Source organism: Saccharopolyspora aridisoli (genome assembly GCF_004348445.1).
Classification (GTDB): domain Bacteria; phylum Actinomycetota; class Actinomycetes; order Mycobacteriales; family Pseudonocardiaceae; genus Saccharopolyspora; species Saccharopolyspora aridisoli.
The window spans coordinates 160,498-186,548 of sequence record NZ_SMKV01000008.1; the positions used below are offsets into that span (position 1 = coordinate 160,498).

The window sequence follows — 26,051 nt, forward strand, 5'->3', positions numbered from 1 at the left end:
GCATGGCCATCGTGCACCGGGCGACCGTCTCGCCGACCAAGCAGGAAATCGTCACCTCATGGCTCGACGCGCAGTCTTGGGGAGCTGAAGGGCGGGTCGAGATGTTGGGTAGCTACCGCTTCGACGACCCGGCGGGGGAGGTGGGTGTTGAGTCTCTCGTTGTACGGCGCGGGGGAACGCATTTTCAGCTGCCGCTGACTTATCGGGGGGCGCCGATGGACGACGCCGGTGCCCGGCTGCTGACCACGATGGAGCATTCCGCACTCGGGAGGCGCTGGATCTACCTTGCGACGAGTGATCCGGTGGGTTTCGATTGCTTCGTCAGAGCCTTGCTAGGACAGCTCGAACAAGCCGACATGGAGGTCTGGGAAGGCGCCGAGTTCATCGCCCGCCGTGGAACGGGGGTACGGGTGACCATCACATCTGGGCCTGGGTTGGACGGGCATGACATGCCCGCAGCAACTGCCACCGTGGACACCGTGCGGCTGACGATCCCGCACGTGTTGGACGCCAATCCGGGCGGCGAACGGCAGCTAGCCGCGCAGTGGGACGGCGGTAGCCCAGTCGTCGTGGCAAGCCTGACGTCACGAGCCGCTGCGACCACATGAACGTTGAGCAGGCGGGCGCCGACGAGACCGCGAGGACGGGCTGGGCGATAGGACGTGGGCGAGCTTGATCAACTGTGATTGGGGCGTCCGGTCGTCGGTCGGGCTGCCAGTCTCCGCCCTGTGGTGACCGCAATAGTGGGTGCTCCGCTGTCCAGACATTGACCACCGGCACGTGGTGAACGTCGAGTCCTACGACATCCATGTCGAGGCGACCGCGTTCCTGGTAGGGCTGACGGGTCGGGACCCACCGAACACGATCAGGGTCTACGCAGGCCGCACGGCGTTGTATCTGACCTACTGCGCCGCTCACCGAGTGGACTGGGCCATAACTTTCGGCTTCGCTGTTTTCGTCTGAAGCGGTGGCTGGTCCAGGCTATTGCACGTCACACTGATCGTCATGTCTGGTAGGTATGGCGTCCACAACCAGCTGAGCGGCACCGTCGCTCACGGAATCGTGCAGGCCAACACCATTCACGGCGACGTCCATTTCAATCCAGCAGCCCCCAAACGGGGCATCCCGCTCCAGCTCCCTGCTGCGCCTTGGGTATTCAGCGGGCGCTCGTCCGAACTCGACGCGCTGACCAACGCACTCGGAAGTACCACCGATCGCCCGGCACCGGCTGCGATCTCCGTGATCAGCGGAGCCGGCGGCATCGGCAAGACTTCCCTCGCACTACGCTGGGCCCACTTGAATGCCGATTCCTTTCCCGATGGTCAGCTGTTCGTCGACCTGCGGGGATTCGCTCCCTCGGGCACGCCTATGCCCCCGGCAGTCGCTGTGCGGGGCTTCCTCGACGCTCTGGGGGTGGAACCAGCTGCAATTCCCATGGGGATCGACGGCCAGGGAGCTCTCTACCGCAGCCTTGTCGCTGGACGCCGCATACTGATCGTGCTGGACAATGCCCGCGACGCCAGTCAGGTCGCTCCGTTGCTGCCTGGAAGCGCGAATTGCACTGTGCTCGTAACCAGCCGTGATCGGCTTGCAGGCTTGGTCATCGCGCATGGCGCCCGACCAGTCGCAGTGGATGTGCTGGATGAGCAACAAGCACAGGATCTCTTGGCCCATCGTCTCGGCCAGCAGCGGCTGGCTGCCGAACCACAGGATGTGGTCGACAAGCTGATTACCTACTGTGGCGGGTCACCCCTTGCCTTGAGCATTGTTGCGAGCCGCGCCGCTCTCGAACCGCAGATGCCATTAGAGGTCCTCACAACGGAGCTCGAGGAAAGCGCCAACAGACTGGATGCCCTCGATGAAGGCGACCCGGCCATAAGCCCGCGCGCAGTGCTGTCCTGGTCCTACGCTGCGCTCACGTCAGAGCAGGCGACCGTCTTCCGGCTGCTCGGCGTAGTTCCCGGCCAGGACATCAGCCTGCCCGCCGCCGCCCACCTCACCGGTCTCACCAGACGCCAAACCAAGGCCCACCTCAAGGCGTTGGAGCGAGTGTCCCTCGTTCAGCAACACCGCCCTGGCCGCTACACGATGCACGACTTCATTCGCCTGTACGCAGCCGAACAAGCCCATCAGTTCCATGAAGATTGCGAACTGGAGCTAAAGCGGCTGGTCGAGTTCTACCTGCATACCGCGCACGCCGCCGACCAGAGAATCAAGCCTGGACGCACCCAATTCGAGATCGCACCGGCCGCTTCCGGTTCCGCTTCCGAGACACTCCGAGATGACGCGACAGCTTGGACATGGCTGGACACTGAGCACCACTGTCTACTTGAGATCCAACAACTAGCCCTCAACCGCGGTTGGCACACGGCCGTGTGGCAAGTCGCGTGGACGCTGGCAACTTTCCATTACAGGCGCGGGCACCGTCATGATCAGCTCGCTGCATGGCGTGCGGCGCTGACCGCTGCCGACGAATTGCGGGAACCAGCTGTGCAAGCCCGAGTCCGGCGAGCTCTCGGTAACGCATGCACACGCGTGGACAGATCGGCAGAAGCTATCGGCCATCTCCAGCAAGGCCTGGCCCTTACCAGTGACATCGGTGAGCGGTCGAACATCCATCGCGCGTTGGCGTGGGCATGGGGACAGCAAGGCAATTACCAGCAAGCCTTGGAGCACGCCGGCGAAGCGCTCGAACTCGTCCAAACCATCCAGGGTTCGGATGAGGAAGCCCCAGCGCTCAACTTGGTGGGCTACTTCCACGCTCGACTTGGCCACCACGAACAGGCCCACGCCAACTGCGAAGCCGCCCTCACGTTGTTCCGCCGCGGAAACGAGCGCCTCGGCGAGGCGCACACGCTGGACAGCCTCGGCTACATCGCCCACCACAGTGGCGACCACAGCCAGGCCATCAAATGCTTCGAACAAGCGCTCATGCGATTCCAGGAACTCAACCACACCTACGCAGAAAGCGACGTGCTCGATCGCCTCGGCCAGGCCCACACAGCTATGGGCACGCACGATCAAGCACGACACAGCTGGCAGCTAGCTCTCACGCTCTACCACAAGCAATATCGAACCGGCGACGCCGACCGCGTGCAGCAACAGCTGGCAGCCCGCGATGAACCCACGAGAACCGCAGAAGGACCAAGCTCAGGCTGATCTCCAGGGCTACAACGATGTCTGCTAGATGCGGCGACCATTACCGATGAATCACAATGCTGCCCGGGCATCAGCACCAAAAGTGCCTAACTGCGAACAACGGCTGCTGAGCAGGGAAAACCGATCAACACATCCAGCTTTCGGAGGTCCGAGTGAAAGGCATCGGGCGAAGCTGCACCAGGCTGATCGTCGTAGCGTCGTCAACCCGGTGCAGGCTCGACAGCTGCTGCACGCCGTCGGCGAGTCGAACGAGCGCCTTCCGGCGTTCTTCGCCCTGATGTACTTCGCGGCGCTTCGTCCAGAAGAGGCCGCAGACCTCCCGCAAGCACAACCTGTCGCTACCGAAGGAGGGCTGGGGTGAGCTCTACCTCGAAGCCTCGGCTCCTGAGATCGGAGCCGAGTAGACCGACTCTCGAACCAGGAGCGAGCAGCGTTCCTTGAAGCATCGGGAGGACGGCACCGGTCGCCAGGTGCCGTGCCCGCCTGAGCTGACGCAGTACCTGCATGACCACCTCACGAGGTTCGGCACGACGCCTGACGGCCGCCTCTTCCGGGGACGGCGAAACGGAGGACGGATCTCGAGCACGGTCTACGGCCGGGCTTGGGCCAAGGCCTGGGAAACGGCATTCACTCCCGGGAGGCTCACTCGCCGCTCGGGAAACGGCCTTATGACCTACGTCATGCTGCCGTGTCCACCTGGCTCAACGGCGGGGTCGAGCCGACTCGTGTCGCCGAATGGGCCGGCCACAGCGTTGGCGTGCTGCTTCACGTCTACGCGAAGTGTCTGGACGGCGGCGAGCAGGCAGCCCGCCAGCGAGTGGAACAGGCGCTAGCCCAAGCCTGAGTTTTGCCGTGTATTTGCCGTGGACGGTCGTACACGGCCGGACGACGCCGGACACAGCCGGACTGCAAAGCAAAGACCCCGTGACCGCTTTGATGCTGGTCACGGGGTCTTTTTCCTGCTTGTGCCGGGTGGAGGATTCGAACCTCCGAAGGCAATGCCGGCTGATTTACAGTCAGCTCCCTTTGGCCGCTCGGGCAACCCGGCGTGCTCGCCAGCGTGCTGGCTTGCGAGAAGAGCATACAGACCAGTTACCGCGGTTCCTCGGTGGGGGTGGGCGTCAAGTTCCTTCCGGGCGGAAGACCAGGTCGTCGGCTTTGGTCTCGCCCGCGCGCAGGATTTCGCGGGACTCGTGCTCGAGGGTGCCGGGGAAGTCCGGGCCCGCTGCCTTGATCAGGACCATGAGGCGTTTCGCCAGGCCTCGGGCTTGTGTGAGGCGGATCTGGTCGGCCGTCAGCAGCTGGCGGGACTCGTCGAGCATCTTGCGGTAGCGGTGGTTGAGGTCCGCGCGGGAGTCGAGGAGTTCCAGAGCTCGCGTGAGATCCGCGAGTTCCGACGTTTCGACCTGGACGAAGTACGGATCGAGCACGGGCACGACCTTACTGGTGGCGGGTCGATGTCGGCGGTGCTGCTCAGCGGCTTCGCCGGGTTAGCGTGGAGCCATGGCCATCGACCGCGCGGCACGCGCGAAGCGGCGCGAGGAGTTGCGGGCCACCGCGCCCGCACCCACCCCGGAGCGCTCCAGCGCGGCGAGCGCTGCGATGGAGGTCGAGGGGTTGTTCAACGTTGGGGTCAAGCACCAGCTCGACCACCTGGCCTGGGTCGAGGTGGCGAAGGAGGACGAACGCGAGTCCGGTGCCGGTCCGCTCGACCTGGACTCCAACGTCGTGCGGCTCAGGCGTTCGCCTTCGGCCTAGACCAGCCCGCGCCCGCTGACGGCTGATGCGCGCGGTCGGCCCGACTCCGTATGTTCGAAGTGTGCCCTCGAGCGCTCCATCCACCCCAGGGTCTGCCACCGACGTCGACCCCGGCTACCACGACCACCTGCACTGGCAGCGTTATCAAGCGTTCTTCCCCGGCGCGCTGCGCCTGAGCGTCGACAACGCACCCGACGAGCAGTGGTGGCAGTGGCGCGGGCTGAAGGTGCACGTGGACCGCGTCGAGCGCGCCGGCGCTCCCGCCAAGGTCATCGCGCTGCACGGCGTCGGCACCTACGGGCGGATGCTCGCCCCCTACGGCAGGCTGCCCGCGCTGGCCGACCTCGACTTCATCGCCCCTGACCTGCCCGGCTTCGGCCTCACCGGGACACCGCTGCTCGGCGCGACCTACTCGGACTGGTTGGACTGCGCGCGCGACCTTGTGGAGCGCGAGAAGGAGCGCGACTCCCGCCCCGTCGTGCTGCTGGGCGTGAGCACCGGAGGACGGCTCGCCTACGACGTCGCGGCGAGCACCGAGGTCGACGGCGTCATCGCCACTTGCCTGGCCGACCCCTGCCGCGACGAGGTCAGGCGGGTGCTGGCCGCGCGACCCGAGATGGCGCGCTGGGCCGGTCTGCTCTCGCTCGTGCGCGAACCGCTGTCCGCGATGCGGGTTCCCGTGCACTGGCTGGTCAACATCGCCGCGGTGTCCAACCAGACCCAGTACGCCAACCTCGCTTGGGCCGACGAGCTCGCCGGTGGGGGCTGGATCTCGCTGCGCTTCGCCCGCAGCTGCCTGGTCACCGCACCGGTCGTGCCGCCCGAGCGCTTCACCGGGACGCCGCTGCTGCTCGCGCAACCCGACGAGGACCGCTGGACGCCGCCGCTGCTGTCGAAGGAGTTCTTCGACCGCATCGCCGGGCCGACCCGCACGACCGCCCTGCGCGGGTCCGGTCATCTGCCCGTCGAGGAGTCCGGGCTGGCCGACTTGGACCGTGCTGTGCGTGACTTCCTGGACGAGTTCGATCTACAAGGATGACTTCTTGTGGTCAGAACGAATACGTACCGTTACCTCGATCTGATGTTGTTGCGGTAATCCTCACACAGTCGCGAGTTAGCCGCGAGAAGCCCAAGGGGCTCTTGCGCTCCACCGTGCTCGGCGAAGGTTCCGCAGGTCAGAGTGGTCTTGAGAGAAAGCCTTCCCGCGCCACCCGCCGGTTGAACTCATCTGATGCGTGCATCCGGAGTGTGCCGGGAGGGCCGTTCGACCCTGGCCAACCGTGCTCTCGTGCGTCACGATCGGCGGACGGACATATGTGGTACGGCCGTATCGCCAGCGGGAGGAGCGTGGATGATCGAGCGTCACCGCTCCCTCAGTCCGCATCCCGGTCTGGAACCATCCAGGCCACCGGTCAGAGCCGAAGTCGATCCGGTGCGCCGCCGGACCTTCGCGACCTTCTCCTTCGTGGTCCTCGCCGCGGGCGTGGGCATCTCCCTGGTCACCGCGGGCGGCCTCGAGGCGCGCTACACCCCTGAGCTGCTGTTCATCGGTCCGCTGTTGGCCGTCGGGTTCCTCCTCGCCGAGCAGCTGACCATCGACGTCGACGTCAAGCGCGTCGGCTGGACCATCTCCTTCACCGAGATCCCGCTGCTGCTCGGCCTGCTCACCGCGCCGTTCGAGGTGGTGCTCGCCGCGAACCTGCTGGCCGGGCTCGGCGCCCAGGTGGGCAGGCGCGCGGCCACCCACGTCGTCTACAACGCCGGCGTGCTGTGCCTGGAGATCGCGGTGCCGTTCGCGGTCGCCAACCTGGTCAACCAGGTCCTCATCGGCGTCGCTCCCGACTGGTTCGGTCCCGTTGTCGGCACGCTGACCTCGCCGCTGATCAGCTGCGGGTTCGCGCTGGCCGCGCTGACCGTGCTGGGCGGTGCGATGAAGGTCGCCGCGGGCGCGCGACTGGCCGCGCGCACGCTGGCCGTCGGCCTGCTCAACACCTCCGTGGGACTCATCGGGTACGAGGTCGCCATCGGCACGCCCTGGGGCTGGCTGCTGGTCGGGCTCGTCGCCGTCGCCGTGATCGGCCTGTACCGCGCCTACTCCGACCTGCTGCGCGAGCAGCGCGACTTGGAGGCGCTCAGCGACGTCAGCCTCAGCGTGGCCCGCTCCGGCCAGGGTGCGCAGACCGCGCCCGATCCCGTCGGCGAGCAGGCCGTGCCGGTCAGCGAGTGGGAACCCGTCGCCGAGCGGATCCGCGAACAGCTCAACGCCACCCGGGTCGTGCTGCGGCTGCGGCTGGACCCGCGCGGCGAGGTGACCACGCTGGTCGCCGGTGAAGCCATGCCGGACGCCGCGACCCAGGCGGCACCGGACGCGCTGCGCGACGACCCGCTGCTGCAACTCCCCGGAAGCCACGTGCGGTCGTTCCGGACCCTCGAAGCGCCGGAGGAGGTTCGCCGCGCGCTGCGGCAGCGCGGCGCCTACGAGGCGCTCGTGGTCCCGCTCCGGGGTGCCAGCCAGCTGCTCGGTGCCGTCGAGGTCCACGACCGGGTCAGCCGCTGGCGTGGCTTCGGCCGCGCGGACGTGCGACTGCTGCACACCCTGGCCAGTCACCTGGCCACCGCGATGGACAACCGCAGGCTGCTGGCCAGGTTGCGGCACGACGCCTACCACGACCCGCTGACCGGGCTGCTCAACCGCACCGGCTTCCGCGAGATCTCCGGCGACGAGCTCCGCGCCGGCCGTGCCGCCGTCGTGCTGCGGATCGACCTGGACCTGCTCACCACGGTCAGCGAAGCCCTCGGCTACACCTGGGGCGATCGGATGGTGATCGCCGCCGGGCAGCGGATGCGCGAAGCCCTCGGTGACGCTCCGGTGGCACGGCTGGAGGCCAACTCCTTCGCCGTGCTGCTGCTCGACCACACCGAGGAGCAGGCGCACCAGGTGGCGCTGCGGTTGTGCGACGTGATCGCCATGTCCTACCCGCTGGACCGGATAGTGGTCGAGGCCGCCGGGGTCGCCGGCTACGCGTCCTCTGCGCCCGCCGATGGTGAGGCCGAGACCGACGTCGACACGCTGCTGCAGCACGCCGATGTGGCGGTGCGGGCCGCGCGCAACGGCGAGGACGGCGTGCGCTGCTACGCCCCGGCCATGGGTCAGGTGTTCCTGCGCCGCTTCCAGCTGGTCACCCAGTTCCGGCAGGCTCTGGACACCGGCCAGGTCGAGGTGCACTACCAACCGAAGGTGGCGCTGCCGGAACGTCAGGTCGTCGGCGCCGAGGCCCTGGTGCGCTGGTCGCACCCGGAGTACGGGAGGCTGGATCCCGACGAGTTCGTGCCGCTGGTGGAGGCCACCGGGCTGGTCGACGCGCTCACCGCGTTCGTCCTGGAGTGCGCGTTGATCAAGATCCGGCAGTGGCTGGACCGCGGGCTGAGGATGTCGGTGGCGGTGAACCTGTCGGTGCGAAACCTCGCTGACGAGACCTTCCCCGAGCGGGTCGCCGAGGCGCTCGAACGCCACGACATCCCGCCAGAGCTGCTCACCCTGGAGCTGACCGAGTCCAGCGTGATGGCCGACAAGGAGCGTTCGCTGCCGGTCTTGCGGCGGTTGCACGCGATGGGCGTGGTGCTCGCGGTGGACGACTTCGGCACCGGCTACTCGTCGCTGGCCTACCTGCGGCAGCTGCCGGTGGACGAGGTCAAGATCGACAAGAGCTTCGTGCTGGGCATGGGAACCGATCTCAGCGACCTCGCGGTGGTCCGCACGATCGTCGAGCTCGGCCACTCGCTGGACCTCGCCGTGGTGGCCGAGGGCGTCGAGGACGACGCCGCGCGCGACCAGCTGGTCGGAATGGGCTGCGACGTGGCCCAGGGCTACCTGATCTCCCGCCCGCTGTCCGAGGAGCGCTTCGAAGCGTGGCTGCAGGCCCGCACCAAGCGCGACCAGGGCAGCCGCGAGGAGACCGTGCTCACACTCCTGCACTGATGTCCGAATTCGCCCGATCCGGTGAGGTGTCCTGTGAAAAGTCGGCTATGACCTGCGTTTTCGCAAGAAGGTACCCCCCTGTTCCGGCGGGTTCTGCGGGTGTGTAAAGTTCTAATCGCTCCGCAAGGGCACGCCCCAATAGCTCAGTCGGCAGAGCGTCTCCATGGTAAGGAGAAGGTCTACGGTTCGATTCCGTATTGGGGCTCGAAAGGCAGCCGCGGTGCTCGGTAAACTGAGTGCTGTGGCTGTTTTGCGTGGGACATCCTGCGTCGCTTGAGGCAACCGGTGCACACCGCGGCCTCGGCATGGCGGTGTAGCTCAGTCGGTAGAGCAAGCGGCTCATAATCGCTGTGTCGCCGGTTCAAGTCCGGCCACCGCTACCAGTCACGGGTTCGCGAGGACTTCTCCAGCGAACCGACACGTTACGACCGAGAGAAAGGCACCCCCGTGGCCGCCACCGACGTTCGACCCAAGATCACGCTGGCGTGCGAGGAGTGCAAGAACCGCAACTACATCACCAACAAGAACCGGCGCAACAACCCGGACCGCTTGGAGATGAAGAAGTTCTGCATGAACTGCGGCACGCACAAGCTCCACAAGGAGACCCGCTGACCCCAGCGGTTCCTTCGGAACGCCTTCGAGAGCCCGTCCCCCGGTTGGTCCGGGGGGCGGGCTCTTCTCGTTCCCGCGGGCGCGGGACTGCTCGGGTGGTCGCCGGGAGGTCAAAGCGGTTCCGCCGTTCCGGATGAGACCTAGTAGCCTTCCCGCGTGCCGCTCGACCAGTCATTCATCGGACGTGAATACCCGCCCACCGAGCCCTACGAGGTGGGCCGGGAGAAGATCCGCGAGTTCGCCCGCGCGGTCAAGGACGACTCCCCGCTGCACCACGACGTCGACGCAGCCAAGTCCGCCGGCTACCCGGACGTGATCGCGCCGCCGACCTTCGCGGTGATCCTCTCGATGGCCGCGCAGGACCAGATCGTCGAGGACGACCAGCTCGGCCTGGACTACGGCCGAGTGGTGCACGGCCAGCAGGACTTCGTCCACCACCGGCCGATCCGCGCCGGTGATCGGCTGCTGGCGGTCGCGCACGTCGACGACATCAAGACCCGGGCGGGCAACGACTTCCTGACCGTCCGCGCGGAGATCACCACCACCGACGGGGAGCAGGTCTGCACCGCCACGTCGATGTTGGTCGTGAGGGGGCCTGAGGCGTGAAGCTGTCGGAGATCAACGTCGGGGACGAGCTGCCGCCGCTGAGCGTGCCGCTGGAGCGGTCCGACCTGGTCCGCTACGCGGGCGCATCGGGCGACTTCAACCCGATCCACTGGAACGAGCGGTTCGCCAAGGACGTCGGCCTCCCGGACGTGATCGCACACGGGATGCTGACCATGGCGCTGGCCGGGCGGTTGGTGAGCAGCTGGACCGGCGACCCTGGCGCGATCGTGCGCTACGGCGTGCGCTTCACCCGGCCTGTGGTCGTCCCGGACGACGGCAGCGGCGCCGTGGTGGAGCTCGGCGGCAAGGTCGCGAAGATCAACGAAGACGGCACGATCAAGGTCAGCATCACCGCGAAGTCCGCCGACCAGGGCGTGCTCGGGGGCGCTTCGGCCACGGTCCGCATCGCTGCGTGACGCAGTGCGCTCACCAGCGGCGAAGTCGTGTTCCCGCCAACACGGGGGTGCCGTTGGAGTTGCGTTCTCCACGTGCCGTACACTTTCGAACCTGGGATGCCTGAGCACCTTGAAATACACAGTTTCAAGGCTGGTGAATGGCGTCCCGACTTTGCGGTCGGGCTCCACAGGCCGCAGAGGGGTGTAGCTCAATTGGCAGAGCAGCGGTCTCCAAAACCGCAGGTTGCAGGTTCAAGTCCTGTCACCCCTGCGTCGATGCGACGGTGAGCGGAGGATGGTCGTGAGCGAGGACCGCGAGCAGGGCCAGGACGGAGCGCGCGAGGGCGCACGTCCGTCCAGCGCCGCGGCGCGGCGCGAGCGTCGTGCCTCCGCCCGTTCCCAGTCGGGCTCCGGTCCGGCGCGCACAACTGAGTCGAAGGGTCGGCCCACTCCCTCGCGGGATGGCCGGCAGGGTCGGGTTTCGCTGTTCCGGAAGATCGGGCGCTTCCTGCGCGAGGTCGTCGCCGAGCTGCGCAAGGTCATCTGGCCGACACGCAAGGCGCTGGTGACCTACACGCTTGTGGTGCTGGTGTTCGTCAGCATCATGGTGGCGTTCGTCGCCGGCGTGGACGTGCTCTTCGCGAAGGGCGTGGGCTGGCTGTTCGGCACTGGCTGAACCTCCGGGCCCGCCTAAGTGGTGCCGGCGGCGGAACAACGACCCGGCACGCAACGCACGAGAGGAAGCGAGACCGACTGTGACCTCGCACGAGGAGACCTCCAAGGAAGCCACCGGCCTCACCGACGAGCAGGTGCAGCCCGAGGCTGCCGAAGCCGAGGCCGTGTCCGTCGAGGCTGAAGCGGCCGGCGCAGTCGATTCCTCGGAAACCGACTCCGCCGAAGAGGCCGACGACGCCGCGGCCGACGACACTGCGACCGTGGCCGCTGGCGGTGAAGAGACCGCGTCCGAGGAGGCGGAAGCCGAAGAGGCCGACGCCGACGAGGGCGACGCTGACGAGGGCGACGCTGAAGTGGCGGACGCCGACGAGGCGGACGCTGAAGAGGGCGACGCTGAAGAGGCGGAAGCCGAAGAGGTGGACCCGGTCGAGGAGCTGCGCGCCGCGCTTCGCCGCGCGCCCGGCGACTGGTACGTGATCCACTCCTACGCGGGTTACGAGAACAAGGTCAAGACCAACCTCGAGACCCGTGCTCAGACGCTCGACGTCGAGGACTACATCTTCCAGGTCGAGGTGCCTACCGAAGAGGTCACCGAGATCAAGAACGGCCAGCGTAAGATGGTGCAGCGCAAGGTGCTGCCCGGCTACATCCTGGTTCGGATGGATCTCAACGACCAGTCGTGGAGCGCCGTGCGCAACACGCCGGGTGTGACCGGATTCGTCGGTGCGACCTCCAAGCCTTCGCCGCTGACCATCGATGACGTGCTGAAGTTCCTCGCGCCGCAGGTCGAGGAGAAGAAGCCGGAAGCGGGCAAGAAGGCCGGTGCGGGACAGACCGCCGCCGCGACCAAGACAGCGGTCGAGGTCGACTTCGAGGTCGGCGAGTCCGTCACCGTGATGGATGGCCCGTTCGCGACGCTGCCGGCCACCATCAACGAGGTCAACGCCGACGCCCAGAAGCTCAAGGTGCTGGTGTCGATCTTCGGCCGCGAGACCCCGGTCGAGCTCTCGTTCGACCAGGTCTCCAAGCTCTGACCGCTCTCCCGTCTGCGGGAGCGCGGCGGGCTGCGCGTGGACCTGGCAGGACCCGCGCAGCAGGGGCGATTCCACCGTCTCGTGGTCTCGCCAGATTCGGTGCCGCCTTCCGGCGGGACCGAGCAACCGGATAGCGAAGACACAGGAAGCAAACATGCCGCCCAAGAAGAAGAAGCTGGCAGGGATCATCAAGCTGCAGATCCAGGCCGGCCAAGCCAACCCGGCTCCGCCGGTCGGCCCGGCGCTGGGTCAGCACGGCGTCAACATCATGGAGTTCTGCAAGGCGTACAACGCGGCCACCGAGGCTCAGCGTGGCAACGTCGTGCCGGTTGAGATCTCCGTGTACGAAGACCGGTCCTTCGACTTCAAGCTGAAGACCCCGCCGGCCGCGAAGCTGTTGCTCAAGGCCGCTGGCGTGCAGAAGGGCTCCGGCGAGCCGCACAAGTCCAAGGTCGGCAAGGTCTCCATGGAGCAGGTCAAGGAGATCGCGCAGACCAAGATGGAAGACCTCAACGCCAACGACATCGACCAGGCCGCGAAGATCATCGCTGGTACTGCTCGTTCGATGGGCCTGACGGTCGAAGCCTGAGCCGCTGCCGGGTTCCACCGGCGCGCACGGGTAGTGGGAGGGCTCATGCGCAGCCCGACCAACCACAACTGATCCAACCTGACTCTTAGGACAGAAATGGCACAGCGCAGCAAGGCATACCAGCAGGCGGCCGAGCTGATCGACCGGGAGCGTCTCTACACCCCGTCGGAAGCCGCCGAGCTGGCGAAGAAGACCACCAAGGTCAAGTACGACGCCACCGTCGAGGTCGCTCTGCGGCTGGGCGTCGACCCCCGCAAGGCAGACCAGATGGTCCGCGGCACCGTGAACCTGCCGCACGGCACTGGTAAGACTGCCCGCGTCATCGTGTTCGCCACCGGCGACAAGGCCGCTGAGGCCGAGGCCGCCGGCGCGGACGCGGTTGGTTCCGAGGACCTGATCGAGCGCATTCAGGGCGGCTGGCTCGATTTCGACGCGGCGATCGCCACCCCGGACCAGATGGCCAAGGTCGGTAAGATCGCTCGGGTTCTCGGCCCGCGCGGTCTGATGCCGAACCCGAAGACCGGCACCGTCACCCCGAACGTCACCAAGGCGGTCGCGGACATCAAGGGCGGTAAGATCAACTTCCGCGTCGACAAGCAGGCCAACCTGCACTTCATCATCGGCAAGGCGTCGTTCGACACCGAGAAGCTGGTGGAGAACTACGCGGCCGCGCTGGACGAGATCCTGCGCGCCAAGCCGTCGGCGTCGAAGGGCCGGTACCTGAAGAAGGTCACCTTCACGACCACGATGGGTCCGGGCATCCCGGTCGACCCGACCGCCACGCGCGTGTCGGCGTCCGCCTGACCCGATACCCCTTCGAAAGAGGGCGAGCGCTCCACGAGCGCTCGCCCTCTTTCGCATTCCACGACGATTTCCGTCAAACCGGCATGATCGGTATCCCATTTGCCCGGAAACATTCTGAGCAGAACCGACCCGCCTCCCGGAAGAGGTGACGGGCAGTGCCGAGATGATTACTCCGGAAATACGATTCGGGTAGTCCGGGAATTGCTCGGTCAGGGGCACGCGGAACTGGTCAGGGCGTAAGCGGAGATGGTCCAACCGCCTTGTGGCGTGCGGGTGAGTTTGAAAGTTCCGAGCCCCGGTCCGCCGCTGACTCGGAGGCGGCAACCCGGCACCTGCGCTTCCGGTCCCGCTTCCACGATGGCGTCGTGGGCGAACTTCGGATTGGCGTAGGCGTTGAAGTCGGTGATCTGACCGTGCACCGCGCGCGCCGCGCCCGCGCAGTCCGGGGTGCCGTAGGCGGCGGCGAAATCCGCCTTGCCCTGGTCGTCGAACAGCGCGCACGCCTGCTCCGGCGGTTCGGCCCGCAGGTAGTTGAAAACGCTGCGGATGGCCTGCTGCGGGTTCTGCGCGGTCATCGGCACCGAGTCGGCCGGTGCGCTCCCGCCGGAGCCGTTGCCGCTCGACGAGCCGTCGCTGCCGCCGAAGTAGTGGTCGTATGCCAGGTTTAGCAGGAGCAGCGCGACGAGGACGTAGATGATCCGCCGCACCCACTTGTGGTGGAGCAGGCCGAGAGCCTTCTTCCACCCGGGCTTCTCGGGCGCCGCGGCGGTCGTGCCACCGCCCTGGGAGGCCTGCCACTCCTTGAACCGCTTGAACTCCAGGAACTCCTGGTATTCCGGGTCGTCGGCCGCCTTCGGAGCGTCGCCGCGCGGAGCCGGTTCCGGGAGCGGGTCGTACTCGGCGACCTCGACGACTTCCGCGTCGACGATCTCGGGCAGGTTGTCGGAGCGCGGTTCCCGCTGATCAGCCACGCCCACATGATGCCGGGCGACGGGGGCCGGTGGAAGCGCCCGTCCCGAGTCGAGTAGTCTTGTCGAGGTTCCACCCAAGACCGCTGGTCTTCCTCCCGGCTCGGCAACGAGCGGGGAGGAACGAAGGTCCCGTGAGATGCGGGCGACCCGCGCAGGAGGGACGAGGCTGGTCACGCGTGTCCTGTCCGCGCGCACCGATCTTCACGCCCCGTGCTGCCCTGCGCCGGGGCGTTCTGTCGTCTCAGGACCGACTGGATGGGTCAGCCACAGTCGGAAACAGAGAGGAGGCGACATGGCGAAGTCCGACAAGGTCGATGCGGTCAGCGAGATCTCGGAGAAGTTCAACAGCTCCACCGCTGCCGTTGTGACCGAGTACCGCGGGCTCTCGATGGCTCAGCTGTCTGAGCTGCGCCGCGCGCTCGGTTCGAACGTGAGCTACCGTGTCGCGAAGAACACGCTGGTCAAGCGTGCCGCCGAGCAGTCGGGCGTCGAGGGTCTCGACGACCTGTTCGTCGGCCCGACCGCGATCGCCTTCGTCGAGGGCGAGCCGGTCGACGCAGCCAAGGCGATCAAGGAATTCGCCAAGGGCAACCAGAACCTGGTGATCAAGGGCGGGTACATGGACGGCCGCGCGCTGTCCGTGTCCGAGGTCGACAGCATCGCCGACCTCGACTCGCGCGAAGTCACGCTGGGCAAGCTGGCCGGTGCCATGAAGGCCAAGATGAACCAGGCCGCAGCGCTGTTCGTCGCACCTGCTTCGCAGGTCGCTCGCATGGCCGCCGCCCTTCAGGAGAAGAAGGGCGAGTAAGGCTCTCCGCAGTCCGCAGTGGACGGTGCGGGAGAGCGCGCCGCCGATGCGGGTCCGCGGACCGTCTTTCGCGACAACCCCCACCGGGATGCCGACGGCATCCGGGCTTTGAGCAGAAAGGAACGCCGACATGGCGAAGCTGAGCAACGACGAGCTGCTGGACGTCTTCAAGGAGATGACCCTCCTGGAGCTGTCGGAGTTCGTGAAGCAGTTCGAGGAGACCTTCGACGTCACCGCCGCCGCCCCGGCCGCGGTCGCCGCTGCGCCGGCCGCCGGTGGCGAGGCTGACGCCGCTGAGGAGCAGGACGAGTTCGACGTCGTCCTCGAGGGCGCCGGCGACAAGAAGATCCAGGTCATCAAGGTCGTCCGCGAGATCGTCTCCGGCCTGGGCCTGAAGGAGGCCAAGGAGCTCGTCGAGGGCACCCCGAAGGCGATCCTGGAGAAGGTCGACAAGGAGAAGGCCGAAGAGGCCAAGGGCAAGCTGGAAGAAGCTGGCGCTTCCGTCTCCGTCAAGTGACCTTGCTTTCCTGATCCGGTGCTCCCGCTGCATGGCGGTAGCGGAACCTGACGCTCCGTCTGGATTCCGGCGCCACTCGGCTCCGCCGCTCGCACTGGGTTTGGAACGGGTTCTGGGTCTTTGACTCACGGTAAGAGAACGGGCACTCGCTGTTGCGGGTGCCCGTTCTCTTTTCCTTTGCGCGGAAACAAGGGCCTTTTTTCGGACGAATCCGAGATGGCACCTTGATTTGCAGTGAACTCATGAGTAACCCTGCTGCGTCGAGCTCGTTGCATAGGTGTGACGCCAACTACCTTCGTTATGCGCGTCACGTGTGCGAGGGTGCTTCTTCGGGGACGGATTGCCTCCCCGAAATCGGTGTAATCGAGGACGCGGAGGTTCCGATGGGCGTCGAGGTGGTTGTCGACGGGCTCTCGAAGTCCTTCGGCCCGCAGACCATCTGGCGGGACGTCTCGCTGAACCTGCCCCAGGGCGAGATCAGCGTGCTGCTCGGGCCTTCCGGCACCGGTAAGTCGGTGTTCCTGAAGTCGCTGGTGGGTCTGCTCAAGCCGGATGAGGGCAAGGTCGTCATCAACGGGACGGACATATGCACTTGCTCGGAAAAAGATCTCTACGAGGTCCGGAAGCTATTCGGCGTGCTGTTCCAGGACGGCGCGTTGTTCGGCTCGATGAACCTCTACGACAACATCGCGTTCCCGCTCCGCGAGCACACGCGCAAGAGCGAGTCCGAGATCCGCAACGTCGTGCTCGAGAAGATGGAGATGGTCGGTCTCATCGGCGCGGAGGACAAGCTCCCCGGTGAGATCTCGGGCGGCATGAAGAAGCGCGCCGGTCTGGCCCGCGCCCTCGTGCTCGACCCGGAGATCCTCCTGTTCGACGAGCCCGACTCGGGCCTGGACCCCGTCCGGACCGCGGTGCAGAACCAGCTGATCGTCGACCTCAACGCGCAGATCGACGCGACTTTCCTGATCGTCACCCACGACATCAACACCGCGCGGACCGTGCCGGACAACATCGGCATGCTCTACCGCCGCAACCTCGTGATGTTCGGGCCGCGCGAGGTGCTGCTGACCTCAGACGAGCCGGTGGTGGTGCAGTTCCTCAACGGCCGCCCCGACGGCCCGATCGGCATGAGCGAGGAGAAGGACACCGCGCTGGTTGAAGCGGAGCTGGCCAAGCACGGTCGACCCCAGGTGCCGCCGATGATGCCGCAGCTGGAGGTCAGTCCCGGACTGCCGGACCGCACCGCGGTGCACCGCCGCAAGGACCGCGTGCTGCGCCAGCTGCGCTCGATGAACCCCTCCGCGCAGGAGGAGATCCTCAAGAGCCTGTCGTCGGACGAGCTCGCCCTGTACGGGTTCAAGTCGCCCACGACGGGTTCCTGGCCGCAGCAGCAGGCCGTCCCGCAGGCACCCCCGCAGACCGCTCCCGCTCAAGCGCCCCAGCCCGCTCCTGCTCAACCGCAGCAGGCCGCTCCCGCTCAGCCCCAGCAGCAGATGCGGCCCTCGCCGCACCCGCGGCAGCCGGAGGAAGAGTCGGCGTGGCCCGGTGGGTTGCAGGCCGAGGAGGATTCGGCGGGCGCTCGTCGCCGCTGGTTCGGCCGGAAGCGAGGTGAGCGGTGAGCGCGTCCCGGGCACAGTTCCCCGGTGCCGGTGGGCTGCGCCAGACGGGCCGCCTGTTCGCGCTGGGGATGGACATCGTGCGGGCGATGCCCTCGCGACCGTTCCAGGTCCGCGAGTTCATCCAGCAGTGCTGGTTCATCGCCAGCGTCACGATCCTGCCGACGGCGCTGGTCTCGATCCCCTTCGGCGCGGTCATCGCGCTCCAGCTGGGATCGCTGACCAGGCAGATCGGTGCGCAGTCGTTCACCGGTGCCGCCAGCGTCCTGGCGATCATCCAGCAGGCCAGCCCGATCGTGACGGCGCTGCTGATCGCCGGTGCCGGTGGTTCGGCGATCTGCGCCGACCTCGGCTCGCGCAAGATCCGCGATGAGATCGACGCGATGGAGGTGCTGGGCGTCTCGCCGATCCAGCGCCTCGTGGTGCCCCGGGTGCTGGCCGCGATGCTGGTCGCCGTGCTGCTCAACGGCATGGTCAGCGTCGTCGGCGTGGTCGGCGGCTACACCTTCAACGTGATCATGCAGAACGGCACGCCGGGTGCGTACATGGCCAGCTTCAACGCGCTGGCGCAGCTGCCTGACCTGTGGATCAGCGAGATCAAGGCCCTGATCTTCGGCTTCTTGGCAGGCGTGGTGGCCGCCTTCCGGGGTTTGAACCCGCCACCAGGCCCGAAGGGCGTCGGGGACGCCGTGAACCAGTCGGTGGTGATCACCTTCCTGCTGCTGTTCGCGGTGAACTTCATCCTCACGACGCTGTACATGCAGCTGGTCCCGCCGAAGGGAATGTGATGGCCGCCAGGGGAATGGGAACATGGTGACGATCTCGCAGCGCGCCAAGCGCGCGGCCCGACGGCCGGTGGAGGTGCTGGACGACCTGGGTGACCAGATGTCGTTCTACATCCGATCGCTGGCATGGATTCCGCGGGCGATCCCGCGCTACGCCAAGGAAACGCTGCGCCTGCTGGCCGAGGTCAGCTTCGGCAGCGGCGCACTGGCGGTCATCGGTGGCACGGTCGGCGTGATGATCGGCCTGACGCTGTTCACCGGAACGGTCGTCGGCATCCAGGGGTTCGCGGCTCTCGACCAGCTGGGCACCTCTGCCTTCGCCGGCTTCGTCTCGGCCTACTTCAACACGCGTGAGATCGCGCCGCTGGTGGCCGGTCTTGCCCTGTCGGCGACGGTCGGTTCCGGTTTCACCGCCCAGCTCGGCGCGATGCGGATCTCCGACGAGATCGACGCGCTCGAGGTCATGGGCGTGCCGAGCCTGCCCTACCTGGTGACCACCCGCGTGATGGCCGGCTTCGTCGCCGTCATCCCGCTGTACGTGCTGGGCCTGCTGACGTCCTATGTCGCGGCCCGAGGCGTCACCGTCCACCTCTACGGCCAGTCGGCGGGCACCTACGACCACTACTTCAACTTGTTCCTGCCTCCCGAGGACGTGCTGTGGTCCTTCGGGAAGGTGCTGATCTTCAGCGTGGTGGTGATCATGACGCATTGCTACTACGGATACCGCGCCAGCGGCGGCCCCGCCGGCGTCGGCGTCGCGGTGGGGCGCGCGGTGCGAACCGCGATCGTGACCACCGCCCTGCTGGACTTCTTCCTCAGCCTCGCGATCTGGGGCACCACGACGACCGTTCGGATCACCGGATGAGCGCGCAGGGAGCGGTCACCAAGGTCAAGCGCAGGCTGATGGGCCTGGCGCTGCTGATGAGCATGGTCATGTTCGTCGTGCTGTGCCTGGCGTTCTACAACAAGGCGTTCACGGCGTCCTCGGACGTCATCCTCAAGGCGGCCTCGACGGGCAACCAGCTGCTGCCGGAATCCGACGTCAAGGTGCGCGGCATGATCGTGGGCCGGGTCGTCGAGGTGAAGTCCGACGGCAAGGGCGCCGAGCTGCACCTGGCGCTGCAGCCGGAGATGGCCGAGAAGATCCCGGCCAACGTCTCCGCGCAGCTGCTGCCGCGCACCCTGTTCGGCGAGCGCTACGTGGCGCTGGACCTGCCGGAGAAGCCCTCGTCGAAGACGCTGGCCTCCGGCGGCGTGATCGAGCAGGACCGCACCCGCGCGGGGCTGGAGCTGGAAACGGTGCTGGCGGACACCATGCCGGTGCTGCAGGCGGTGAACCCCGACGACCTGTCCGCCACGCTCAACGCGCTGGACCAGGCGCTGTCGGGCCGCGGTGAGCAGGTCGGCGAAACGCTGTCCCAGCTCAACACCTACTTGGACGGGCTCAACCCGTCGGTGCCGGCCCTGCGGGACAACCTGCGGGAGCTGGTGGGCGTCGCGCAGACCTACGAGCAAGCCGCACCGGACATCATCTCCGCGCTGGACAACTTCTCCACCACGGCGCGAACCCTGGTGGACCAGAAGCAGGACCTGCAGAAGATGACCGGGCAGCTCACCACCACCTCCGGTGACCTGACGACGTTCCTCGACGCCAACGGCCAGAACTTCATCCAGCTCGCCGACGCCCAGCGTCCGACGCTCGACGTGCTGGCGAAGTACTCGCCGTCCTACCCGTGCTTCCTCGGGGAGATGGAGGAGTTCGTCCCGCGCATCCGCCAGGCGTTCGGCGAGGGCACCAACGAGCCCGGCCTGCACGTGACCCTGGAGGTCGCGCCGCACCGCGGCGAGTACCGCCCGAACCAGGACGAGCCGGAGTTCCGCGACAAGCGCGGACCGCGTTGCTACAACTTCTGGGAGAACCTCGACCCGATGCCGGAGTACCCGCCGGACGGCCCGTTCAAGGACGGCTCGGTTCCCCCGCCCGCATCGCGCCCGTCGAACGGTGGCCTGAACCCACCCGCGGGCAGCACTCCCCAGTCGGCACCGGCGGCCACCGCGACCCAGTGGGTCAACTCGCCGGCTGAGCGCGACATGGTCGCCACCGTGCTGGCTCCTGCTCTGGGCCGTCCTTCCTCGGAGGTCCCCGGCTGGGGCAGCCTGCTGGTCGGACCGGTCCTGCGGGGTGCGGAGGTGAGCTACCGATGAACGGGATCAGCGTTCGCGGACCACTGGTCAAGTTCCTGGTCTTCGTGGTGATCACCTCGCTGGCGACCGGCCTGCTGATCATGACGATCGCCAACCAGGACCTGCGCTCGGCGAACTCCTACACCGCGCGGTTCACCGACGTCACCGCCCTCAACGTGGGTGACGAGGTGCGCATCTCCGGTGTGAAGGTCGGTGAGGTCGAGAACATCGAGCTCGTCGACAACAAGGTCGCCGAGGTCGAGTTCAACGTCGCCGACCGGCGGCTGCCGTCCTCGGTGACCGCGACCATCAAGTACCGGAACCTGGTGGGGCAGCGCTACCTCGCGCTGGAGCAGGGCGCCACGCCCACCACCGGCTCCGGCGGCGCCTCCGGCCGGACCGTCCGAGGTGGGTACCTGCCGGTGGGCGGCACGATCCCGCTGGAGCGCACCAAACCCGCGCTGGACCTGACGGTGCTGCTGGGCGGCTTCAAGCCGCTGTTCCAGGCGCTGTCGCCGGAGGACGTCAACAAGCTGTCCTACCAGATCATCCAGGTCCTGCAGGGCGAGGGCGGCACGGTGGAGAGCCTGCTGTCGCACACGGCTTCGCTGACGACCACCATCGCCTCGCGCGACCAGGTGATCGGAGAGGTGATCAACAACCTCAACGGCGTGCTGGACACCGTGAACACGCGTGACCAGCGGCTCTCCGAGCTGGTCGGCCAGCTGCGGCAGGTGGTGTCCGGACTCGCCGAGGACCGCGACTCCATCGGCAGCGCGATCACCGCGATGGACGGGCTGACCAACACCACCGCCGGGCTCCTGCAGGACGCCAGGCCAGGGTTGCAGCAGGACATCGCCGGCCTCGGCGAGGTGTCGAAGAACCTCAACGACCACGAGCAGCTGGTCGACCGGGTGCTGCGCAACATGCCGAACAAGCTGGAGAGCTTGAGCCGGACCGCCTCGCACGGGTCGTGGTTCAACTTCTTCATGTGCAAGAGCTCCGGCAACGTCGGCGTCGGCGACATCACCCTGCCGCTGCCGCTGATGCCGGTGACCCAGCCGAGGTGCCAGCGATGACTGCTTTCTCCCAGCGCGACCCCCTCAAGATCGGCGTCGCCGGCATCCTGGTGCTGGTGCTGGCGTTCCTGCTGGTTGCCAACTACGAGCGGCTGCCGCTGATCAGCGGCACCACCTACACCGCGCAGTTCACCGAGGCCGCAGGACTGCGCGAGGACAACGAGGTCCGGGTCGCCGGGGTCAAGGTCGGCACCGTCTCCGACGTCGAGCTCGAAGGTGACCACGTGCTGGTCAGCTTCCGGGTCTCCGACGTCGAGCTCGGTGACCGCACCACCGCGGCGATCAAGGTCAAGACCCTGCTCGGCCAGAAGTACCTGGCGCTGGACCCGCAGGGCTCCAAGGAGCTCGACAACGACCAGCCGATCCCGCTGAGCCGGACCATGTCGCCCTACGACGTCATCGAGGCGTTCAGCGACCTGTCCAAGAACGTCGACCAGATCGACACAGCGCAGCTGGCGAAGAGCTTCGAGACGCTGTCGAGCACGTTCAAGGACACCCCGGGCGAGGTCAGCGGCGCCCTCAACGGGCTTTCGCAGCTCTCCAAGACGATCTCCTCGCGCGACGAGCAGATCGAGCACCTGCTGAACAACACCACGCAGGTCTCCCAGCAGCTCGCAGACCGCAACGAGGACTTCGAGAAGCTGCTCTCCGACGGCAACCTGCTGCTGCAGGAGCTGCGGGCTCGCCGCGACTCGATCTCGTCGCTGCTGACCGGGACCCAGGAGCTGTCGCAGCAGCTGACCGGCCTGGTCGACGACAACCAGGCGCAGCTCGGGCCGACGCTGCAACAGCTGGACAAGGTGACCAAGATGCTGCAGCGCAACCAGCACAACCTGGACCGGAGCCTGAACACCTTCGCCCCGTTCACCAGGCTGTTCTCCAACGTCCTCGGCAACGGGCGCTGGTTCGACACCTACGTCTGCGGTTTGCTGCCGCCCGCCGTGGGTCCGATCAACCAGGAGGGTTGCAAGCAATGATGAACGCACCCCTCAAGAGCTCGAACCTGGCCAAGGTCCTCACCATCGGGATCGTGGTCGTGCTGCTCGGCGCGGTCGGCGGCTGGTGGCTGTTCTACGGCGCGGCGGAGCGCAAGGTCACCGCCTACTTCGACGCCGCGGTCGGCCTGTACCCGGGCGGTGACGTGCGCGTCCTCGGCGTCCCGATCGGCACCATCGACGAGGTGACGCCGCAGGGCAAGCAGGTCAAGGTCACGCTGAGCGTCGACCGCGACACCGCGATCCCCGCCAACGCGAGCCTGGTGGCGGTCTCCCCCAGCATCGTCTCCGACCGGTACGTGCAGTTCGCCCCGGTCTACAAGGGAGGCCCGAAGCTGGGAGACGACGCGGTCATCCCCGCCGAGCGCACCGCGACGCCCGTCGAGCTGGACAACATCTACCGCAGCCTCAACGACCTGACCAAGGCGCTGGGACCCGACGGGGCCAACAAGAACGGCGCGCTGACCGACCTGCTCAACACCGGTGCCGCCAACCTGGAGGGCAACGGCAAGGCGCTGTCGGAAACGCTGCGCAACCTCGGTGAGGCGGGAACGACGCTGTCGGGCAACAGCGAAGAGCTGTTCAAGACCGTCGACAACCTGCAGCGCTTCACCGGGATGCTGGCCGAGAACGACGGCCAGATGCGCCGGTTCAACACGCAGATGCAAGAGGTCAGCAGCAACCTCGCCGGAGAGCGCAACGACATGAGCGCGGCCCTGGCCGAGCTGTCCGTGGCGCTGGGCAAGGTGGAATCCTTCGTGCGGGACAACCGCTCCGAGGTGCAGTCCAACGTCAGCCAGCTCCACGACGTTGCCGCTGTGCTGGTCAAGCAGAAGGCCGCGCTCAACGAGTCGCTGACCACCGCGCCGCTTGCGATGAGCAACCTGAACAACTCCTACAACGGCGCTTCCGGAACGCTGGACCAACGCGCGATGTTCAACGAGCTCAACCAGCCGCCGCTGGTGGCGGTGTGCAAGCTGCTCGACCAGTCGACACCGCAGCAGGTTCCGCTCGAGGTCAGCAGCGCCTGCGACGCCTTGCGCCCGGTGCTGGCCGGCGCCGAGAAGCTGCCGACACCGGCCGAAACGCTCAACGCGGTGCAGAACGGCAAGCTGCCGCCGTTGCCGCTCCCGCTGACCAACGGACTTCAGCCCGCTGGAGGTGGCCGGTGATGCGGTCCGGTTTGACTCGTCTGGTGCGATCCGTCTTCACCCGCTCCTCGGCCGTCAAGGTCGGCGCGGTCGCGACGGTCGGCCTGCTGGCGCTGTCGGGGTGTTCCTCCCGCGGTGTCTACGACATGCCGCTGCCGGGCGGCGCCGACGTCGGCAGCCGCCCCTACGACGTGAAGGTCCGCTTCTCCGACGTGCTGGACCTGGTGCCCAACGCGGGCGTCCGGGTCAACGACGTCGCGGTCGGCCGGGTCTCGAACATCGCCCTCGCTCCGGGGACGTGGGAGGCCGAGGTGACCGTCACCGTCAACGGCGACGTGAAGTTACCGGCCAACTCCATCGCCCGGCTGCGCCAGTCCAGCTTGCTCGGTGAGAAGTACGTCGAGCTGGCGGCGCCACCGCAGGCGGCTTCCGGGCGGCTGACCGACGGCGCGACCATCGGGCTCAACCGCTCCAACCGCAACCCCGAGGTGGAAGAGGTCCTCGGCGCGCTGTCGCTGCTGCTCAACGGTGGTGGTGTCGCGCAGCTGCAGGACATCACCAGGGAGCTCAACAAGGCGATGAGCGGCCGCGAGTCCGACATCCGCGGCCTGCTGAACAACCTCGACGAGCTGGTCTCCGGGCTCGACGCGCAGCGCAACGACATCGTGCGCGCGCTGGACAGCATCAACCGGCTCTCAGCCAAGCTCAACGAGCAGCGCGGCAGCATCGACACCGCGCTGCGCGACCTGGGCCCCGGTCTGCAGGTGCTCAACGAGCAGCGCGGACAGCTGGTGACCATGCTGCAGTCGCTGGACAGGCTCTCGGGCGTGGCCACCAACGTCGTCGACAAGTCGCACGAAGACCTGGTGCACGACCTCAACCAGCTCGCGCCGACGCTGCACCAGCTCGCAGCCGCCGGTGACTCGCTGCCGAAATCGCTGGAAACCCTGGTCACCTTCCCGTTCCCGGACAACGCGGTGGAAGGCATCGGGGGCAGCGACTACAACAACCTGTACCTCGAGGTCGACCTGAACCTGAGCACGATCGTGGAGAACCTCGGGCGCTCCCGCCAGCCGCTGCTGCCAGTTCCCGACGGGCTCCCGCTGCCGCTCGACGGGCAGGCGCCGCAGCCCCAGCAGCCCCAGCTACCCGCACCGCCCCAGCCGAAGCCGGAAGAACAATCCGGTGGCGGCGCGCTGGGCTGGCTGTTCGGAGGTGACAACTGATGCTCACCCGTCGAGCCCGATTCCAGATCATCGGCTTCGTGCTGATCGCGCTGATCGGTTGCAGCTACGCAGGGTTCAAGTACGCCGGCCTGGACCGCCTGTTCGGCAACCGCGGCTACGAGGTGGCGCTCAACCTGGCCAGCACCGGTGGTGTCTTCGAGAACGCGGAGGTCACCTACCGGGGCGTGCCGATCGGCCGGGTCGGCGAGCTCAAGCTGACCGACGACGGCGTCCAGGTGCCGCTGGACATCGAGGAGAACGCGCCGGCGATCCCGTCCGACGTGGAGGCCGTGGTCACCAACCGGTCCGCGGTCGGTGAGCAGTACGTGGACCTGCGTCCCAAGCAGAACGAGGGCCCGTACCTCCGAGAGGGCTCGGTCATAGCCGAATCCCGCACCACCACGCCGCTGCCGGTCCAGGACCTGATGATGAACCTGGACTCGTTCGCCAACTCGGTGCCGCAGGACTCGCTGCGCACCGTCGTCAGCGAGCTGGGCACCGCCTTCCGCGACAACGGCGGCCACCTGCAGACGATCCTGGACACCTCGCGGGAGTTCACCACGCAGGCGCAGAACCACCTGCCGCAGACGGTGCAGCTGCTGGAGGACGGCAAGACCGTGCTGGCGACGCAGAACGACCAGGGCTCGGCGATCAAGTCCTTCAGCAAGGACCTGAACCTGCTGTCGCAGTCGCTGGAACGCTCCGACGGCGACCTGCGCGGCGTCATCCGGAAGGCGCCGCCCGCTGCGGTGCAGCTGTCCGGCCTGATCGAGGACAACCCCCGGATCGGGCCGCTGCTGGCCAACCTGACCACGACCGCGAAGCTGCTGTCGTCGCACACCGACGGCATGGAGCAGCTCTTCGTCAGCTACCCGGCTCAGGTCGCGGTCTCCAACACGGTCGTCCCCGGGGATGGCACCGCTCATTTCGGACTGGTTCTCAACATGTTCCACCCGATGCCGTGTACCAAGGGGTACGAGGGAACACCCGAACGGACGGGTACCGACATGTCGCCGGTCCCGCTCAACAAGGACGCGCACTGCGCGGAGCCTCCGGGCAGTCCGACCTCAGTGCGCGGCGCGCAGAACGCACCCGGGCAGTAAGA

Annotated in this window: 25 protein-coding genes and 4 tRNA genes; 26 read left to right on the top strand and 3 right to left on the bottom strand. The window is 67.2% G+C overall.

Going from position 1 to position 26,051, the window contains the following annotated elements; all coding sequences use genetic code 11:
* Positions 1-2: 2 nt before the first annotated feature.
* Both E1161_RS09050 and E1161_RS09055 read left to right on the top strand, forming a co-directional pair.
* Positions 3-608: a maltokinase N-terminal cap-like domain-containing protein gene (locus E1161_RS09050; RefSeq protein WP_132621551.1), complete on the top strand. Its 606-nt coding sequence runs from the start codon at positions 3-5 to the stop codon at positions 606-608.
* Positions 609-1,005: 397 nt separating this feature from the next.
* A complete protein-coding gene (locus tag E1161_RS09055; protein WP_132621553.1) occupies positions 1,006-3,159 on the top strand; it encodes an ATP-binding protein in 2,154 nt (717 codons plus the stop codon).
* A 966-nt stretch (positions 3,160-4,125) separates the two neighbouring features.
* Here the strand turns inward: E1161_RS09055 and E1161_RS09065 are convergent.
* Together E1161_RS09065 and E1161_RS09070 are read right to left on the bottom strand one after the other, a co-directional pair.
* Positions 4,126-4,207 (bottom strand) — tRNA-Tyr (locus E1161_RS09065).
* Positions 4,208-4,280: 73 nt separating this feature from the next.
* Positions 4,281-4,589, bottom strand: a complete 309-nt coding sequence (locus E1161_RS09070) for a hypothetical protein (RefSeq protein ID WP_235874890.1) — start codon at positions 4,587-4,589, stop codon at positions 4,281-4,283.
* Between the two features lie 73 nt (positions 4,590-4,662).
* Here E1161_RS09070 and E1161_RS09075 point away from each other — a divergent pair, with 73 nt between their 5' ends.
* From E1161_RS09075 to rplA, 13 genes are all read left to right on the top strand, one after another.
* Positions 4,663-4,917: a hypothetical protein gene (locus E1161_RS09075; RefSeq protein WP_132621557.1), complete on the top strand. Its 255-nt coding sequence runs from the start codon at positions 4,663-4,665 to the stop codon at positions 4,915-4,917.
* A 61-nt stretch (positions 4,918-4,978) separates the two neighbouring features.
* Positions 4,979-5,956 carry an alpha/beta fold hydrolase gene (locus E1161_RS09080; protein WP_235874891.1) on the top strand — a complete coding sequence of 326 codons (978 nt, stop codon included), beginning with the start codon at positions 4,979-4,981 and terminating at the stop codon, positions 5,954-5,956.
* Positions 5,957-6,268: 312 nt separating this feature from the next.
* Entirely contained in the window at positions 6,269-8,896 is a 2,628-nt protein-coding gene (locus E1161_RS09085) for a putative bifunctional diguanylate cyclase/phosphodiesterase (protein WP_132621561.1), read from the top strand.
* A 132-nt stretch (positions 8,897-9,028) separates the two neighbouring features.
* Positions 9,029-9,101 (top strand) — tRNA-Thr (locus E1161_RS09090).
* A 102-nt stretch (positions 9,102-9,203) separates the two neighbouring features.
* Positions 9,204-9,279: transfer RNA gene (locus E1161_RS09095), tRNA-Met, on the top strand.
* Positions 9,280-9,343: 64 nt separating this feature from the next.
* The gene (gene rpmG / locus E1161_RS09100) at positions 9,344-9,508 is read left to right on the top strand and encodes a 50S ribosomal protein L33 (RefSeq protein WP_132621563.1); all 165 of its coding nucleotides are present in this window, start codon (positions 9,344-9,346) and stop codon (positions 9,506-9,508) included.
* Positions 9,509-9,664: 156 nt separating this feature from the next.
* Positions 9,665-10,114, top strand: coding sequence for a MaoC family dehydratase N-terminal domain-containing protein (locus tag E1161_RS09105; protein WP_132621565.1), 450 nt, complete (start codon positions 9,665-9,667; stop codon positions 10,112-10,114).
* The gene (locus tag E1161_RS09110) at positions 10,111-10,530 is read left to right on the top strand and encodes a MaoC family dehydratase (protein ID WP_132621567.1); all 420 of its coding nucleotides are present in this window, start codon (positions 10,111-10,113) and stop codon (positions 10,528-10,530) included. Before E1161_RS09105 ends, E1161_RS09110 begins: the two co-directional genes overlap by 4 nt.
* Positions 10,531-10,707: 177 nt before the next feature.
* Positions 10,708-10,780: transfer RNA gene (locus tag E1161_RS09115), tRNA-Trp, on the top strand.
* A gap of 30 nt (positions 10,781-10,810) precedes the next feature.
* The gene (gene secE, locus E1161_RS09120; RefSeq protein WP_132621569.1) at positions 10,811-11,185 is read left to right on the top strand and encodes a preprotein translocase subunit SecE; all 375 of its coding nucleotides are present in this window, start codon (positions 10,811-10,813) and stop codon (positions 11,183-11,185) included.
* A 79-nt stretch (positions 11,186-11,264) separates the two neighbouring features.
* On the top strand, positions 11,265-12,218 hold the full coding sequence (nusG, locus tag E1161_RS09125; RefSeq protein ID WP_235874892.1) for a transcription termination/antitermination protein NusG: 954 nt from the start codon (positions 11,265-11,267) through the stop codon (positions 12,216-12,218).
* 154 nt (positions 12,219-12,372) lie between these two features.
* On the top strand, positions 12,373-12,807 hold the full coding sequence (gene rplK, locus E1161_RS09130; protein ID WP_132621571.1) for a 50S ribosomal protein L11: 435 nt from the start codon (positions 12,373-12,375) through the stop codon (positions 12,805-12,807).
* Between the two features lie 96 nt (positions 12,808-12,903).
* Positions 12,904-13,611 (top strand): 50S ribosomal protein L1, encoded by a 708-nt coding sequence (rplA, locus tag E1161_RS09135; protein WP_132621573.1) that lies wholly within the window; start codon positions 12,904-12,906, stop codon positions 13,609-13,611.
* 209 nt (positions 13,612-13,820) lie between these two features.
* On the opposite strand, the gene E1161_RS09140 is transcribed toward rplA, so the two are convergent.
* A complete protein-coding gene (locus tag E1161_RS09140; RefSeq protein WP_132621575.1) occupies positions 13,821-14,582 on the bottom strand; it encodes a hypothetical protein in 762 nt (253 codons plus the stop codon).
* Positions 14,583-14,874: 292 nt separating this feature from the next.
* Here E1161_RS09140 and rplJ point away from each other — a divergent pair, with 292 nt between their 5' ends.
* The 11 genes from rplJ (at position 14,875) to E1161_RS09195 (ending at position 26,049) form a co-directional block, all read left to right on the top strand.
* Positions 14,875-15,390, top strand: a complete 516-nt coding sequence (gene rplJ / locus E1161_RS09145; protein ID WP_132621577.1) for a 50S ribosomal protein L10 — start codon at positions 14,875-14,877, stop codon at positions 15,388-15,390.
* Between the two features lie 130 nt (positions 15,391-15,520).
* The gene (gene rplL, locus E1161_RS09150; RefSeq protein ID WP_132621579.1) at positions 15,521-15,907 is read left to right on the top strand and encodes a 50S ribosomal protein L7/L12; all 387 of its coding nucleotides are present in this window, start codon (positions 15,521-15,523) and stop codon (positions 15,905-15,907) included.
* Positions 15,908-16,290: 383 nt separating this feature from the next.
* Positions 16,291-17,529, top strand: coding sequence for an ABC transporter ATP-binding protein (locus E1161_RS09155; RefSeq protein ID WP_132621581.1), 1,239 nt, complete (start codon positions 16,291-16,293; stop codon positions 17,527-17,529).
* Positions 17,526-18,314 (top strand): MlaE family ABC transporter permease, encoded by a 789-nt coding sequence (locus E1161_RS09160; protein WP_132621583.1) that lies wholly within the window; start codon positions 17,526-17,528, stop codon positions 18,312-18,314. The genes E1161_RS09155 and E1161_RS09160 overlap by 4 nt, the downstream gene beginning before the upstream one ends.
* A gap of 22 nt (positions 18,315-18,336) precedes the next feature.
* Positions 18,337-19,176 carry an MlaE family ABC transporter permease gene (locus E1161_RS09165; protein ID WP_132621585.1) on the top strand — a complete coding sequence of 280 codons (840 nt, stop codon included), beginning with the start codon at positions 18,337-18,339 and terminating at the stop codon, positions 19,174-19,176.
* Positions 19,173-20,516 (top strand): MCE family protein, encoded by a 1,344-nt coding sequence (locus E1161_RS09170; protein WP_132621587.1) that lies wholly within the window; start codon positions 19,173-19,175, stop codon positions 20,514-20,516. The genes E1161_RS09165 and E1161_RS09170 overlap by 4 nt, the downstream gene beginning before the upstream one ends.
* Positions 20,513-21,574 (top strand): MCE family protein, encoded by a 1,062-nt coding sequence (locus E1161_RS09175; protein ID WP_132621589.1) that lies wholly within the window; start codon positions 20,513-20,515, stop codon positions 21,572-21,574. The genes E1161_RS09170 and E1161_RS09175 overlap by 4 nt, the downstream gene beginning before the upstream one ends.
* Positions 21,571-22,551, top strand: coding sequence for an MCE family protein (locus E1161_RS09180; protein ID WP_132621591.1), 981 nt, complete (start codon positions 21,571-21,573; stop codon positions 22,549-22,551). The genes E1161_RS09175 and E1161_RS09180 overlap by 4 nt, the downstream gene beginning before the upstream one ends.
* A complete protein-coding gene (locus E1161_RS09185; protein ID WP_328591235.1) occupies positions 22,548-23,741 on the top strand; it encodes an MCE family protein in 1,194 nt (397 codons plus the stop codon). The genes E1161_RS09180 and E1161_RS09185 overlap by 4 nt, the downstream gene beginning before the upstream one ends.
* Before the next feature lie 23 nt (positions 23,742-23,764).
* Complete coding sequence (locus tag E1161_RS09190; RefSeq protein ID WP_235874893.1) at positions 23,765-24,946, top strand: MCE family protein; 1,182 nt, start codon at positions 23,765-23,767, stop codon at positions 24,944-24,946.
* The gene (locus E1161_RS09195; protein WP_132621595.1) at positions 24,946-26,049 is read left to right on the top strand and encodes an MlaD family protein; all 1,104 of its coding nucleotides are present in this window, start codon (positions 24,946-24,948) and stop codon (positions 26,047-26,049) included. Before E1161_RS09190 ends, E1161_RS09195 begins: the two co-directional genes overlap by 1 nt.
* Positions 26,050-26,051: the final 2 nt, after the last annotated feature.

Excerpts from the sequence above, each read along its gene's own strand:
- E1161_RS09050 (WP_132621551.1), top strand. The coding sequence starts at position 3 with ATGGCCATCGTGCACCGGGCGACCGTCTCGCCGACCAAGCAGGAAATC.
- E1161_RS09055 (WP_132621553.1), top strand. The coding sequence starts at position 1,006 with ATGTCTGGTAGGTATGGCGTCCACAACCAGCTGAGCGGCACCGTCGCT.
- E1161_RS09075 (WP_132621557.1), top strand. The coding sequence starts at position 4,663 with ATGGCCATCGACCGCGCGGCACGCGCGAAGCGGCGCGAGGAGTTGCGG.
- E1161_RS09085 (WP_132621561.1), top strand. The coding sequence starts at position 6,269 with ATGATCGAGCGTCACCGCTCCCTCAGTCCGCATCCCGGTCTGGAACCA.
- rplK (WP_132621571.1), top strand. The coding sequence starts at position 12,373 with ATGCCGCCCAAGAAGAAGAAGCTGGCAGGGATCATCAAGCTGCAGATC.
- rplA (WP_132621573.1), top strand. The coding sequence starts at position 12,904 with ATGGCACAGCGCAGCAAGGCATACCAGCAGGCGGCCGAGCTGATCGAC.
- rplJ (WP_132621577.1), top strand. The coding sequence starts at position 14,875 with ATGGCGAAGTCCGACAAGGTCGATGCGGTCAGCGAGATCTCGGAGAAG.
- rplL (WP_132621579.1), top strand. The coding sequence starts at position 15,521 with ATGGCGAAGCTGAGCAACGACGAGCTGCTGGACGTCTTCAAGGAGATG.
- E1161_RS09155 (WP_132621581.1), top strand. The coding sequence starts at position 16,291 with ATGGGCGTCGAGGTGGTTGTCGACGGGCTCTCGAAGTCCTTCGGCCCG.
- E1161_RS09165 (WP_132621585.1), top strand. The coding sequence starts at position 18,337 with ATGGTGACGATCTCGCAGCGCGCCAAGCGCGCGGCCCGACGGCCGGTG.
- E1161_RS09170 (WP_132621587.1), top strand. The coding sequence starts at position 19,173 with ATGAGCGCGCAGGGAGCGGTCACCAAGGTCAAGCGCAGGCTGATGGGC.
- E1161_RS09175 (WP_132621589.1), top strand. The coding sequence starts at position 20,513 with ATGAACGGGATCAGCGTTCGCGGACCACTGGTCAAGTTCCTGGTCTTC.
- E1161_RS09180 (WP_132621591.1), top strand. The coding sequence starts at position 21,571 with ATGACTGCTTTCTCCCAGCGCGACCCCCTCAAGATCGGCGTCGCCGGC.
- E1161_RS09185 (WP_328591235.1), top strand. The coding sequence starts at position 22,548 with ATGATGAACGCACCCCTCAAGAGCTCGAACCTGGCCAAGGTCCTCACC.
- E1161_RS09195 (WP_132621595.1), top strand. The coding sequence starts at position 24,946 with ATGCTCACCCGTCGAGCCCGATTCCAGATCATCGGCTTCGTGCTGATC.